The sequence below is a fragment of the Pseudomonas sp. JUb42 genome (assembly GCF_024807945.1).
Lineage (GTDB): Bacteria > Pseudomonadota > Gammaproteobacteria > Pseudomonadales > Pseudomonadaceae > Aquipseudomonas.
Genome location: NZ_JANUFD010000001.1, coordinates 386,832 through 400,365 on the forward strand (window position 1 = coordinate 386,832; position 13,534 = coordinate 400,365).

Annotated in this window: 13 protein-coding genes; 10 read left to right on the forward strand and 3 right to left on the reverse strand. The window is 60.2% G+C overall.

The features are described 5' to 3' along the window. Positions 1-39 precede the first annotated feature (39 nt). The 5 genes from M2401_RS01825 to M2401_RS01845 all read left to right on the forward strand — a co-directional run bounded on the left by M2401_RS01825 (position 40) and on the right by M2401_RS01845 (position 3,816). On the forward strand, positions 40-747 hold the full coding sequence (locus tag M2401_RS01825) for an OmpA family protein (RefSeq protein WP_259098965.1): 708 nt from the start codon (positions 40-42) through the stop codon (positions 745-747). A 183-nt stretch (positions 748-930) separates the two neighbouring features. Further along, positions 931-1,206: a DUF1145 domain-containing protein gene (locus M2401_RS01830; RefSeq protein WP_259098968.1), complete on the forward strand. Its 276-nt coding sequence runs from the start codon at positions 931-933 to the stop codon at positions 1,204-1,206. Further along, positions 1,199-1,957: a collagen-like protein gene (locus tag M2401_RS01835; protein ID WP_259098970.1), complete on the forward strand. Its 759-nt coding sequence runs from the start codon at positions 1,199-1,201 to the stop codon at positions 1,955-1,957. Before M2401_RS01830 ends, M2401_RS01835 begins: the two co-directional genes overlap by 8 nt. 523 nt (positions 1,958-2,480) lie before the next feature. Beyond that, complete coding sequence (locus M2401_RS01840; RefSeq protein WP_259098973.1) at positions 2,481-3,074, forward strand: hypothetical protein; 594 nt, start codon at positions 2,481-2,483, stop codon at positions 3,072-3,074. A gap of 367 nt (positions 3,075-3,441) precedes the next feature. After that, positions 3,442-3,816, forward strand: coding sequence for a hypothetical protein (locus tag M2401_RS01845; RefSeq protein ID WP_259098974.1), 375 nt, complete (start codon positions 3,442-3,444; stop codon positions 3,814-3,816). Positions 3,817-3,926: 110 nt separating this feature from the next. On the opposite strand, the gene M2401_RS01850 is transcribed toward M2401_RS01845, so the two are convergent. After that, positions 3,927-4,391 carry a CopD family protein gene (locus M2401_RS01850; RefSeq protein WP_259098977.1) on the reverse strand — a complete coding sequence of 155 codons (465 nt, stop codon included), beginning with the start codon at positions 4,389-4,391 and terminating at the stop codon, positions 3,927-3,929. A 99-nt stretch (positions 4,392-4,490) separates the two neighbouring features. Here M2401_RS01850 and dinG point away from each other — a divergent pair, with 99 nt between their 5' ends. The 5 genes from dinG to M2401_RS01875 all read left to right on the forward strand — a co-directional run bounded on the left by dinG (position 4,491) and on the right by M2401_RS01875 (position 10,375). After that, complete coding sequence (gene dinG / locus M2401_RS01855) at positions 4,491-6,635, forward strand: ATP-dependent DNA helicase DinG (RefSeq protein WP_259098979.1); 2,145 nt, start codon at positions 4,491-4,493, stop codon at positions 6,633-6,635. Between the two features lie 81 nt (positions 6,636-6,716). Then, positions 6,717-7,865 (forward strand): serine hydrolase domain-containing protein, encoded by a 1,149-nt coding sequence (locus M2401_RS01860; protein ID WP_259098981.1) that lies wholly within the window; start codon positions 6,717-6,719, stop codon positions 7,863-7,865. Between the two features lie 155 nt (positions 7,866-8,020). Next, positions 8,021-9,127: an OmpA family protein gene (locus tag M2401_RS01865; RefSeq protein WP_259098982.1), complete on the forward strand. Its 1,107-nt coding sequence runs from the start codon at positions 8,021-8,023 to the stop codon at positions 9,125-9,127. 32 nt (positions 9,128-9,159) lie between these two features. Then, positions 9,160-9,807 (forward strand): pyridoxamine 5'-phosphate oxidase, encoded by a 648-nt coding sequence (gene pdxH, locus M2401_RS01870; protein WP_259098984.1) that lies wholly within the window; start codon positions 9,160-9,162, stop codon positions 9,805-9,807. A gap of 103 nt (positions 9,808-9,910) precedes the next feature. Then, positions 9,911-10,375 carry a hypothetical protein gene (locus M2401_RS01875; RefSeq protein WP_259098986.1) on the forward strand — a complete coding sequence of 155 codons (465 nt, stop codon included), beginning with the start codon at positions 9,911-9,913 and terminating at the stop codon, positions 10,373-10,375. A 71-nt stretch (positions 10,376-10,446) separates the two neighbouring features. Here the strand turns inward: M2401_RS01875 and nhaA are convergent, their stop codons facing one another. Then, a complete protein-coding gene (gene nhaA / locus M2401_RS01880; RefSeq protein ID WP_259098987.1) occupies positions 10,447-11,622 on the reverse strand; it encodes a Na+/H+ antiporter NhaA in 1,176 nt (391 codons plus the stop codon). A gap of 250 nt (positions 11,623-11,872) precedes the next feature. Continuing rightward, positions 11,873-13,483: an NAD(P)/FAD-dependent oxidoreductase gene (locus M2401_RS01885; RefSeq protein ID WP_259098989.1), complete on the reverse strand. Its 1,611-nt coding sequence runs from the start codon at positions 13,481-13,483 to the stop codon at positions 11,873-11,875. Between the last annotated feature and the right edge of the window lie 51 nt (positions 13,484-13,534).

Below are 13,534 nucleotides of genomic sequence, written 5' to 3' on the forward strand. Positions count from 1 at the left end.
CCTTTAGCGGCGGTGGGCCGACTATTAGGAGAAAAACATATGAGAATGTTGCGCACGGCGTTACCTCTGCTTCTCGTTACCAGCGTCCTCACGGGTTGCGCTGGCTTGCAAAAGACTGATTGGCCCATTTGCGCTGCTGGCGGCGCATTGGGTGGTGCTGCCGTCGGTGCCTTCCAGACTGCTGCGGTTGCAGCGAGCCTGGGTGGTGCGGTGGGTGTCATGGCCGGTGCCTATTGCTGGGTGCATGGTGATGGCGATGATGATGGCGACGGCGTACCGAACAGCCGCGACAAGTGCCCGAACACGCCTAAAGGTGTAGTCGTTGATGCCGATGGCTGCCCGCCCCCACCACCGCCTGTAGCGGCGCCAGTGCCGGTCGAGCCGGTCACCTCGTCCCGCGAGGAAGTGATTGTCATCCGTGACGTGCTGTTCGAGTTCGACTCGGCCAAGCTGACCGCAGCTGACAAGAAAAAACTCGACGTCATCGCCACTCGCCTGAAACGCGAAGCGTCGACTGCCCAACTGCATGTCAGCGGCCATACCGACAGCGTCGGCAGCGATGCCTACAACAAAAAACTGTCGCAGAAACGCGCTGCCTCGGTGACTGATTACCTGGTCAGCTCCGGCATTCCGCGCAGCGAGTTCGTTTCCGTTGAAGGCTTCGGCGAAAGCCGCCCGGTAGCGGACAACAAAACCGCTGATGGCCGTGCGCAGAACCGTCGTGTGGAAATCAAGATCAACCGTTGATCCCTCGCTGTAAACAGACGGGCCCGGCTTATTGCCGGGCCCGTTCTTTTCTGAAACCGCCTGGCGGTTCACTTCCCGGCTACATGAAATTTCACCCCCGCGCTGGCATATTCTTCCCCCTAGCCGTTACTGTGCGTTCCCAATAGGAAGCGTTCGCAGAAAAACTATAACCAGGGGCATGTAATGAAGCTGTTTTGGGGCATGGGGAAAGTGTTGACGCTGGCCTTCTGGCTGGTGGTGTTGGTGAGCCTGGCGGTGCAACTGCCAAGCCCTTTCGAGATACTGCTCAAGCTCGCCGGCGGCCTGATGCTGCTGATGCATGTGCTTGAGGTGCTGTTTTTCAACGGCGACCTGCGTGGACGAGCGCATCCCTGGCGGGATCGGCTACAAATCCTCTGCTTCGGCATGTTCCATCTGCAATCCTTTTCCCGTTCGTCCCGTGAGGTCAGCCATGCGTAGTCTCTGTCTGCTCGCTGCGCTGTGCAGCCCCTTGGCGATGGCCCAGTCCATCAATGTCCAGCCTAATTCCTTCATGCGCCTGCCCGGCAATAACAGCGTCCTGCAACTGGATCGTCTGGAAGTCGCCGATGGTGCAACCTTATGGGTTCCGGCCGCCGTCACCGAAATGAACGTCGGCGAATTGAAGCTGGGCCGTGAGGCACGCATCACCATCGTGCCCGGCCCGACGCCGTTCAAGCTGGCGGTCAAGCAAGGTGAGTTGGGCAGTGGCAGCCAGATCAGTGCCCGGGGCGCAGCGGGCAGCTTCGAGAAACCGGCGTTGCCAGGGCGCAACCTGACGCTGCGACTGGAGCGCCTCAAGGCCGATATTCTCGCAGTGGACGCCCGTGGCGGCACCGGTGCGCCTGGCTACAGTGGCCTGGACGGTGGCAACGGCAAGGCGCCGGGCTGCACCTGGGGCCAGGCGGGCAAGGGCTCCGATGGTGACAAGGGGGGCGACGGCCGTGAAGGTGCTGCGGGTGGTCAGGTAAGACTGGAAGTGCCGCTGGAGTTTACCGCTGAGCACATCAAGGTGCAGGTCGACGGCGGTGCCGGTGGCGCGCCAGGCGTTGGCGGTAAGGGCGGCCAGGGCGGCGCCTCGAAAGGCTGTCTGGTCTACCGCGCCGACGGCGGCAAGTCTGGTCGCACAGGCGACGCCGGGCAACCGGGCGGTAAAGGTTCGGCGGGTTCGGTGACGGTGCAGCATTTGTAAGCCGTCACGCCGGAAACAAAGGCCGTAGGACCGGCTTTAGCCGGGAGAGCGCTCTCGCGGCTTAAGCCGCTCCTACAGCTGGTCCTACAAGCCTGTCCCACAGATTCAACTTATTCAGCAGGTCTCGACGTGGGTTAGCAGACCGGTTGCCCTTACCATTACCCGGCGCACTTGAAAGTGCCCCACGCAAAGTTGCCATGGATTTGACCTTGCACGTAAGTAACGGAAAAAGAGGCTGCTAAACCCGATTACTGATTATTCAGCGACCGAAGCAGCCTAAAGAGCAAAGTTACCTCATGCAAGAGCTGGAGATCTTCTAGGAAAGTTAATGCGAAAGATACAGAAAAGGTCTGCCGTTGAACCGTGTTTTTGTTAGCTTAAGTAAATTTTCAATTGTCGCTGTAGGGAAAGTTAACCAGGGCTTGTAGGTTGCTTCTGGAAATTCGTAAATATCGATTGCGTTGTAGCTCATCTCTATTCAGTTTCAATATTCTCGCACTTCCAGTTACAGGGAGTTCAAGAGATGAGCAAGGCTTACGCATTTATCAATGACCAAATGCAGGGCGATAGCGCTATCAAGTCCCGTTTGGGCGCTGGCGATAAATTCAATACGCTGAATGTGCATATTCGCAATCAGGTGGTGATTCCGGGGCAGATGGTCATAGTGCCCGACAGCACCACTAAATCCTGCACCATCGAGGAGGCCGAACTGATGCGCATGGCGCAAAACGTCAGCCATCAGGTCCACCACAACTCTCTAGGCTCTGACGGCCTGATGCTCAAACATTACGATGTGTTGCAGCCTATGCTCGGCTACGGCTCGCTGGGCCTTGGCGCCGTCTCCGGGAGTTGGAGCAGTTATCTCAAGGGCGTAGAACAGACCCTGGCCGATATCGAAAAACTGCACAAACTGTCGCTGCAACGGGGCACGCCCATCGCTCGACAGGAATTTATCAATCAACGCCAGGTGCTGTTCGGCAAACTCGATGGTCAGCTCAAGGGCATAGCCCGCTGGGGTACGGGCATGCACAACCATGGCTCGATCAAGAAGATGCTGGGGATTTCCACCAAAGTTATCTGCATACCGGTGAACTGCGCGATTACACCCGACGTATGAGTAACATTGCCAGGACGGCAAAGTTGCTTAAATACGGGACTCATGTGGGTATTGTAATGAATGCGACGGCCAGTGCATTGGAGATAAGCGAGGCTTGTTCGATTGGGCGGGAGGATAAGTGTATCAAGACGCATTATGTGGCGGGAGGGAAGTTGGGCGGCGCCGTTATGGGCGGGCTAGCTGGCGGCGCTTTGCCAGGGGGCGCTACAAAATCGTTATGCCTTGCCGTTGCGGTTCCTACAGGTGGATGGGGTGGATTGGCCTGTGGGATCATTGTCGGTGTGGCGGGGGGGTATATTGGCGGGGCATTAGGTGAGTCTTTCGGAGGCGATGTCGGGGAGCTTTTATATAACTGGAGTGAGAGTTGATGAGTTTTTATTGGGGGCTATGTATTGTATTGATTTCGCTGAATATGCTAGTCAGCTCCGGGATTATATTATTTTTTTATTATCGCAAGCTGACGCAGTTGGAAGGGTGTTTGGAAGGAATTCATTCAGTCGAATGGAACCGAACTGTATGTGGTGACGGGCTTCTAGGTCGTCAAATAAGGTTCTCCAATATAATAACAATTGTGCTTATGCCAACACTTCACTTCAAGCGCGGCGAAATTCCCAAGGACGCGGACAAGCGCATACCTGTGCGGCTTCGCCGACAGATGAAGGCTGCGGCTGCCTATGTGGCGGTCACGGGGCTGGCGATGGTTGCGCTATATTTTTTTGGCCCCGATCGATCCGTCAGCTAACCCAATCCTGTAGGAGCCGCCCAAGGCTGCGAACCGGGTTCACCAGGTAAACCGCTTTCGCAGCCTTCGGCAGCTCCTACACAATCTCATTCCGATGCAGATGATCTGACTTAAAACATCGGCCGCGCCGCCGCAATCGCCACCACCAGCAACCCGATAATCAGGTTACTGCCCACCAGTCGCCGAATCCGCCCCAGCGCCGCCGCGCCGTCGGCCCATTGCTCTGCCTCCACTGCACGACGCAGTTCCGGCAGTTGCAGGCCCTGGATGCGGATGAACAGGGCGACCATGACCACGTACAGGCCGATCATCACCTGCACATAGCGTGGTGCGGTTTCGAAGCCGGTGAATTGCAGCTGGATCATGCCGATACCGCTGATCGGCAAAATCACCACAGCCGCCCAGACCCAGACGAAAAAGCGCGGGAACACATTCAGCCATAATTTAAGCCGTGGCGGGCCGTCCAGAGCAGCGACGGCCGCGGGGCGCAGGACCATCCAGGCGAAAAACATGCCGCCGACCCAGGTCAGGGCGGCCAGAACATGCAGGGTGTAGACGAGGGAAAAGGGTGTCATCAGGTACTCCGTTCTGCGCGGAAGGATTTAGCGAGGTATGATAGCGGCCTCTCAGAACTACTGAGAATTTATCCAGCATATTTGTAGCGCCTCAAGCCCATGATCAGTACCGAACTCAAGTCCCAGATTCAGGGCGCCTATTCGCGTTTCCTCGAAGCCAAGAGCCTCAAGCCCCGTTATGGCCAGCGTTTGATGATCGCTGAGGTCGCCAAGGTGCTGGGCGATATCGAGACCGATGAAGAAGGGCGGCGCTCGGGTGACCCGGCCGTGGTCGCGGTGGAAGCGGGCACCGGTACCGGCAAGACCGTGGCCTATGCCATTGCCACCATTCCTACGGCCAAGGCGGCGGGCAAGCGCCTGGTCATCGCCACCGCCACTGTCGCCCTGCAGGAGCAGATCGTCTACAAGGATCTGCCCGAGCTGATGCGCAACAGCGGCATGAACTTCACCTTCGCCCTGGCCAAGGGGCGGGGGCGCTACATGTGCCTGTCAAAGCTCGACATGCTCCTGCAGGAAGGCGACTCGGCCAACGCCACGGCGCAGCTGTTCGAGGAAGAAGGCTTCAAGATCGAGGTCGATGAAGCCAGCCAGAAACTGTTTACCAGCATGATCGAAAAGCTCGCCGGCAACAAATGGGACGGCGACCGCGACAGCTGGCCCCAGGCCCTGGAAGATCAGGACTGGGCGCGCCTGACCACCGACCACAGCCAGTGCACCAATCGGCACTGTCCGAATTTTCAGCAGTGCGCCTTCTATAAGGCCCGCGAAGGCATGGGCAAAGTCGATGTGATCGTCACTAACCATGACATGGTCTTGGCCGATCTGGCGCTGGGCGGCGGCGCGGTGCTGCCTGATCCCCGGGACACCCTGTACGTCTTCGACGAAGGCCATCACCTGCCGGACAAGGCCATCGGCCACTTCGCCCACTACACCCGTCTGCGCTCTACCGCCGACTGGCTGGAGCAGACCGCCAAGAACCTGACCAAACTGCTGGCCCAGCACCCGCTGCCGGGCGACCTGGGCAAGTTGATCGAACAAGTGCCGGAGCTGGCCCGGGAAATCAAGGGCCAGCAACAGTTCATGTTCAGTGCCTGCGAGCAATTGGCGGATTTCCGCGCCGGTGAAGACATGGAAGGTCGCGAGCGGCCGCGCCATCGCTTTATCGGCGGCGTGGTGCCCGAACATATCCGCGAGATGGGCATCGAGTTGAAAAAGGGCTTTGCCCGCCTCGACGACCTGTTCACCCGTCTGGCCGACCTGCTCAAGGAAGGCATGGATGGCGAGGTCAATATCGGCATCGCCAGCCATCAGGCCGAAGAGTGGTATCCGTTGTTCGGCAGCCTGTTGGCGCGGGCCCACGGTAACTGGGAGTTGTGGACGGCCTTTACCGCCGAGGACCCGGAGGACAGCCCGCCCATGGCGCGTTGGCTGACCCTGGCCGACAGCGGTTCGCTGTTCGATATCGAGGTCAATGCAAGCCCCATCCTCGCTGCCGAAATGCTGCGGCGTAACCTCTGGAACGTCGCCTACGGCGCCTTGGTGACCTCGGCAACCTTGACCGCCTTGGGCAAGTTCGACCGCTATCGAATGCGTGCCGGGCTGCCCAAGGGCGCGGTGACAGCAGTGGTGCCGAGCCCGTTCCATCACGCCGATGCCGGTGTGCTGCGGGTGCCGGACCTTAAGGCCGATCCTCGCGACGCCGCTGCTCATACCGCCGCGATCATTCGTGAACTGCCGACTCTGGTCGAAGGCTCTCGGGGCACTCTGGTGCTGTTCTCTTCGCGCAAACAGATGCAGGACGTGTTTGACGGCCTGGAGCGGGACTGGCGCAAGCAAGTGTTCATTCAGGGCAACCTGTCCAAGCAGGAAACCCTCAACAAGCACAAGGCCCGGGTCGATGGCGGTGATTCCAGCGTGCTGTTCGGCCTGGCCAGTTTCGCCGAAGGCGTGGATTTGCCCGGTGCCTACTGCGAGCATGTAGTGATCGCCAAGATTCCTTTTGCCGTACCGGACGATCCTGTGGAAGCGGCTCTGGCTGAGTGGATCGAAGCCCGTGGCGGCAATCCGTTCATGGAAATCGCCGTGCCCGACGCCTCGCTGCGTCTGGTCCAGGCCTGCGGCCGGTTGCTGCGCACCGAAGAGGATCGCGGCACCATCACGCTGCTGGATCGGCGTTTGGTCACCCAGCGCTACGGCAAGGCGATTCTCAACGCGCTGCCGCCGTTCCGCCGCGAGATCTCCTGAGTCTGGTGTGTTCCCAAAGCGCGCTATCACTGGAACAATGCTCGCCACTTTTTGTGCACCCGCCATCAGGAGATCCCACGAATGCAGATCCAAGGTCATTTCGAGCTGCAATTCGAAGCCGTTCGCGAAGCGTTCGCCGCGCTTTTTGATGACCCTCAAGAGCGCGGGCTGGCGTTGTGCATTCAGATTGGCGGGCAAACTGTCGTCGACCTGTGGGCGGGCACTGCCGACAAGGACGGCGCCGAGGTCTGGCACAGCGATACCATCGCCAACCTGTTCTCCTGCACCAAGACCTTTACCGCCGTGGCTGCCCTGCAGCTGGTCGGCGAGGGCAAGCTGCACCTCGACGAACCTGTCGCGAAGCTCTGGCCGGAGTTCGCGACGGCGGGCAAGCAAGGCATCACCCTGCGTCATCTGCTGTGCCATCAGGCCGGTCTGCCAGCTCTGCACGAGACGCTGCCTGCCGAAGCCCTGTATGACTGGAACGCCATGACCGCCGCCCTTGCTGCCGAGACGCCGTGGTGGACGCCGGGTCAGGGCCATGGCTATGCCGCGATTACTTACGGCTGGCTGGTCGGGGAAATGATACGCCGCGCCGATGGCCGTGGGCCGGGTGAGTCCATTGCCGCGCGGATTGCCCGGCCGCTGGGCCTGGATTTCCATGTCGGGCTGGCCGATGAAGAGTTTTATCGGGTCGCTCATATCGCTCGCGGCAAGGGCAATGTCGGTGACGAGGCCGCTCAGCGCCTGTTGCAGACCACCATGCGCGAACCGAACTCCATGACTGCCCGGGCCTTTACCAATCCGCCGTCGATCATGACCAGCACCAACAAGCCTGAATGGCGGCGCATGCAGCAACCGGCTGCCAATGGCCATGGCAACGCCCGAAGCCTTGCTGGTTTCTATACCGGCCTGCTTGAAGGCAGCTTGCTTGAGGCGGATTTGCTCAACGAACTGACCCGCACCCACGCCCAAGGGCAGGACCAAACGCTGCTGACCCAGACCCGCTTCGGCCTGGGTTGCATGCTCGATCAGCCGGACGTCGCCAATGCCACCTATGGCCTGGGCCCTAAAGCTTTCGGTCACCCTGGTGCAGGTGGCTCCATCGGCTTTGCCGACCCTGAGCGTGAGGTTGCTTTTGGCTTCGTCACCAACACCCTCGGCCCTTACGTCTTGATGGATCCACGGGCGCAAAAGCTGGCGCGGATTCTGGGTGAGTGTTTGCAATAAGTATTCATCATAAGTACTTGTTTCATACCGATTGTCAGTTAATGCCCTGTTACAGGAACCGTGTGACGGTTTCCCTTTCCAAGAGTCTGTTTATGCGTGTTATACGGACTCACTGCCGTTTCCCTGTTTGCTTACCATTTTTTACGGGTCACCCCATGTCACTCAATAAAAGCCTTGCCATCGCCCTTTGCCTCGCCACTGCTGCGGGGTGTGCGCAAACTCCTCAGAAGGACGTCGCCGACGACAGCAGCCACAGCTGGTGGTCGTTTGGCAGCTCCGACACCAAGCCTGCCACGGCCCAGCAAGTCGCCACGTCGGCAGACAAGGCTGATGCGGCGGACGTGAAGCACTGGTACTGGCCGTTTGGTTCGGACGGCGCCGCTGCCAAGGCCGAAACTCCGGCTCAGCCGACTGTTGCCGCCAAGCCTGCGACCCCCGCGGTGGCCAAGGCCGACAGCGATAGCAAATGGTGGTGGCCATTTGCTGGCGATGCCGCCAAGTCGGCTGATCAGCCCAAGGCCGTCGCAGCAGTGATCGACCCCAAGGTGACCAAGGCCTGGCTCGATGACTACGAGCCGCGCCTGCGCGTGGCGATCAAGGACAGCCCGTTCGAACTCGAACGCCGTGAAGACCTGCTGGTAATCACCGCGCCCATCGACAGCTCCTTCAACCCGAACCGTCCGGCCTTGTTGCTACCGGTAACTCTGGGCCCGATTACTCGTCTGGCCAAGCTGGTCGAAGGCGATCCGAAAACTGCAGTATTGGTTCTGGGCCACGGCGATGCCGTCGGCGGCGCCGACCTCAATCAGCAGATCAGCCAGCAGCGTGCCCAGTCCGTGGCGGCGATCTTCCGCCTCAGCGGACTGGAGCGTAATCGCTTGAGCCTGCGCGGCATGGGCTCGGCAATGCCTCGTGCGGCCAACGACAGTGTCCAGGGCCGTGCGCTGAACCGTCGCATTGAGATATTCATGACGCCGCAGAACACTATGTCGGTGCTGATGGCCAAGTATGAGATTCCCCAGGCTCCAACCCTGGCTGCAGTACAAAGCACCCAGGCCGCGCCTGCCGCAGTTGCTCCGGCGGCAGCCAAGCCTGCGGTAAAAGCACCGGCCAAGGCTGCGACCGACAAGAAAGCCGCACCGTCCACCGCCAAGGCGCCTGCAACCAAGAAGGCTGCTCCGGCCAAGAAAGCCGCTCCCGCCAAGGCCGTCCCTGCCAAGACGGCAAAGAAGGCGACCGGCGATCAGGCCAGCAGCAACTGACCACGGATACTTTTAACGAAGGATAGGACGTCATGACCCAACCCCTGGCCGATATGCGCCGTGATTATGCTCGCGATGGTCTGGCCGAAGCCCAGGCTCCCGATGAGCCTTTCGCGCTGTTTCATCGCTGGTTCGACGAAGCGGTGCAAACCGAGCAGAAGCCGGTGGAAGCCAACGCCATGACACTGGCCACGGTCGATCAGGACGGGCGTCCGCACTGCCGGGTGCTGCTGCTCAAGGGGCTGGATGCGCAGGGCTTTACGTTTTTCACCAACTACGACAGCGCCAAGGGTGAACAACTGATTGCCAATCCTTTCGCCGCCATGACGTTCTTCTGGCCGACGCTGGAACGTCAGGTGCGTATCGAAGGGCGGGTGGCCAAGGTGTCGCCTGAAGAGTCGGATGCCTACTATCAGGTCCGTCCGCTGGGCAGCCGCCTCGGCGCCTGGGCCTCGCCCCAGAGCCAGGTGATCGCCGATCGCGAGGAGCTGGAAAACCTGCTCAAGGACACCCAGGCCCGCTTCAGCGACAGCCAGCCACACTGCCCGGAACACTGGGGTGGCTACCGCCTGCTGCCGGAGCGGATCGAGTTCTGGCAAGGCCGCCCGAGCCGCCTGCATGACCGTTTGAACTATCGCTTACAGGGCGACAGTTGGCTGCGTGAGCGCCTTGCCCCGTAACCGCTGTATGGCGGCTGAATAAACATTATTTAAAGATAGAGGGGCGTGACAGGGTCCGGGACGCGGAGTCTAATGGAGGCCTGTTCACCCTGGAGGTATCTATATGCGCAAGTCTGCTTTGCTGGCGGCTTCATTCACAGCGATGGTGATGACACTCAGCGGCTGTACTTCGAGTCTGACCGGCGATTCGTATTCCCGCGATGAAGCGCGAGCTGTACAAACCGTTCGCCTGGGCACTATTGAGTCGTTGCGCCCAGTGAAGATCGAAGGCACCAAGACGCCGATCGGCGCCGGTGCCGGTGCGATTGTCGGCGGTGTCGGCGGCAGCGCTATTGGCGGTGGTCGCGGCAGTATCGTCATGGCGGTAGTCGGCGCAGTGGCCGGCGGCCTTTTGGGTTCGGCGACCGAAGAAGGTTTGACCCGCACCCAAGGCGTCGAGATCACTGTGCGTGAAGACGACGGCAGCATGCGTGCCTACGTGCAGCAGGTTCAGGAAAACGAGATTTTCCGGGTCGGTGAGCGCGTACGCATCATGAGCCTCAACGGCACCAGTCGCGTCACTCATTGAGTGTTGGTCAGCCAATAAAAAATCCCGGTCGTGAGGCCGGGATTTTTTTGCGCGTTTTCTGTAGGAACTGATCAGCCACTCTTGCGGCTAAAAAACGCCATCACGGCATAACCGATAAACGCCGACAGGATCGACCCCGTCAGGATCCCCATGCGGTCTTCCCCGGCAAACTCGCTGACGCCCGGCACATAGGCCAGGGAGCCGACGAACAGGCTCATGGTGAAGCCGATACCGCACAGTATGGCGACGCCAAACACCTGACCCCAGCCCGCACCGGTCGGCAGCGTGGCCATGCGGGTCTTGACGGCCAGCCAGGTCAGGCCAAAGACCCCGACGGTCTTGCCGAGCAACAGGCCCAAGGCGATCCCGAAGGGTACCGGGTGGATAAAGCTATCCAGAGTCACGCCCTTGAGTGACACCCCGGCATTGGCAAAGGCAAATAGCGGCAGGATGCCGTAGGCCACCCAGGGATGCAGGGAATGCTCCAGGGTGTGTGCCGGTGAGGCTTCCTCGTTACGGGTGCGCAGGGGAATGCAGAACGCCAGGATGACGCCGGCCAAGGTCGCATGCACGCCGCTCTTGAGCACGCAGACCCACAACACCAGGCCAATCAGCAGGTACGGCGCCAGCTTGACCACGCCCAATCGATTCATAGCTATCAGGGCGATGATCGAAGCGCCAGCCAGTGCCAGGGCCAGGCCCGACAACTCGCTTGAGTAGAACACCGCAATAACGATGATCGCCCCCAGGTCGTCGATGATCGCCAGAGTCATCAGGAACAGCTTCAGCGATACCGGCACGCGCTTGCCGAGCAGGGCCAGCACGCCCAGGGCGAAGGCGATGTCGGTGGCCATGGGAATTGCCCAGCCAGTCATGGCCGATGGGCTGTCGTGGTTCAGTGCGGTAAAGACCAGCGCTGGAATCACCATACCGCCAACGGCCGCCGCGCCCGGCAGGACAATCTGCGAAATCTTCGACAGGTGGCCTTCCAGGACTTCGCGTTTGACTTCAAGACCGATGATCAGGAAGAACAGGGCCATCAGGCCATCATTGATCCACAACAGCAGGGGTTTGGCGATTTTCACCGCGCCGAACTGGGCCACTACGGGGATTTCCAGAAAGGCGTTGTACCAGCCGGACAGGGGTGAGTTATTGATGATCAGGGCCAGGATGGCGGCGGCGATCAGCAGCAGGCCACTGGCGGCCTCAAGCTGAAAAAAACGGGTGAACGTGCTACGCAGAGGCAAGGTGTGCGCTCCATATTCATGCAAAAGGTCTGACACCCTAACCTGTGAATCAGGTTTATAAAACAAAAGTTATATTCGTTTTTGTTCTAAGCGGGCGGGCGGACTTGTCCGGGAGGCGTGTCTGTCAGCTATGTAACTTGGTGTTGCAAGAATCGTCCTTTTTTATTGTAGGACGTTTCTTTTTTTCTCGGAAAATAAAGGGCTAAGGGCGGGGGATCATTGCGATTCACCCGCCTTCGACGCTTCGGTTTTAGCCTTCTATGCCCAACATGCTGCGTGCCAGTGCTTCAGCAATGCGAATGCCGTCGACCCCGGCGGACAGAATCCCGCCTGCATAACCGGCGCCTTCGCCGGCCGGGAACAGGCCTTTGACGTTAAGGCTCTGCATATCGGCGCCACGGGTGATACGCAGCGGCGAGGAGGTGCGAGTTTCGATGCCGGTCAGCACAGCGTCGTGGAGGTCGAAGCCTTTGATCTGCTTGCCGAACGCCGGCAGGGCTTCACGCAGGGCTTCGATGGCGTAGGCAGGCAGGGCGTCGGCCAGGTCCACCAGTTTCACACCGGGCTTGTAGGACGGTTCGACGCTGCCCAAGGCAGGCGATACCTTGCCCGCAATGAAGTCGCCAACGAGCTGTGCCGGCGCTTCGTAGGTGCTGCCGCCGAGCAGGTAGGCATGGGACTCCAGACGCTCCTGCAACTCGATCCCGGCCAGGGGGCCGCCCGGATAGTCCTCCGGGGTAATGCCGACGACGATGCCGGAGTTGGCATTACGCTCGTTACGCGAATACTGGCTCATGCCATTGGTGACGACGCGGTTGACCTCGGAAGTCGCCGCGACCACCGTGCCGCCGGGACACATGCAGAAGCTGTAGACCGAGCGACCGTTTTTGGCGTGATGGACCAGTTTGTAGTCGGCTGCGCCAAGCTTCGGGTGCCCGGCGTATTTGCCCAGACGCGCCTGGTCGATCAGCGATTGCGGGTGTTCGATACGGAAACCCACCGAGAACGGCTTGGCCTCCATGTACACGCCATGGCTGTGCAGCATGCGGAAGGTGTCACGGGCGCTATGGCCCAGAGCCATGATTACGTGGCGGGACTCGATGCGTTCACCGCTGTCCAGCACCACGCCAAGCATCTGGCCGTCTTCGATCAGCACGTCGGTAACCCGTTGCTCGAAACGCACTTCACCGCCCAGGGCGATGATTTGCTCGCGCATGTCGGCTACCACGCCGGTCAGGCGGAAGGTGCCGATATGCGGTTTGCTGACGTAGAGGATCTCTTGCGGCGCACCGGCCTTGACGAACTCGTGCAGGACCTTGCGGCCGTGGAATTGTGGGTCCTTGATCTGGCTGTAGAGCTTGCCGTCGGAGAAGGTCCCGGCACCGCCTTCGCCGAACTGCACGTTGGACTCGGGGTTGAGCACGTTTTTGCGCCACAGGCCCCAGGTGTCCTTGGTGCGCTGGCGAACTTCCTTGCCGCGCTCGAGGATGATCGGCTTGAAGCCCATCTGGGCCAGCAATAGGCCGGCGAAAATGCCGCAGGGACCGAAGCCCACGACCAGCGGGCGTTCGCTGAGGTCTGCAGGTGCATGGCCGACGACTTTGTAGGAGGTGTCTGGTGCCGGCCCGACATTACGGTCGTTGCCCAGGCGCTTCAGTACCGCGGCTTCGTCGCGCACCGTGAAATCGATGGTGTAGATGAAGCACAGCTCGGAGGACTTCTTGCGCGCGTCGTAGCTGCGCTTGAACAGGGTGAAGTCCAGCAGGTCGGCGCTGTCGATCTCCAGGCGTTGCACGAGGGCAGGGCGCAGGTCTTCGTCCGGGTGATCGATCGGCAGCTTGAGTTCGGTGATTCGTAACATGAAGGGTGTCCAGGTTTCAGGCCGCAGGTGAAGCCCGACAGCACTACGAGA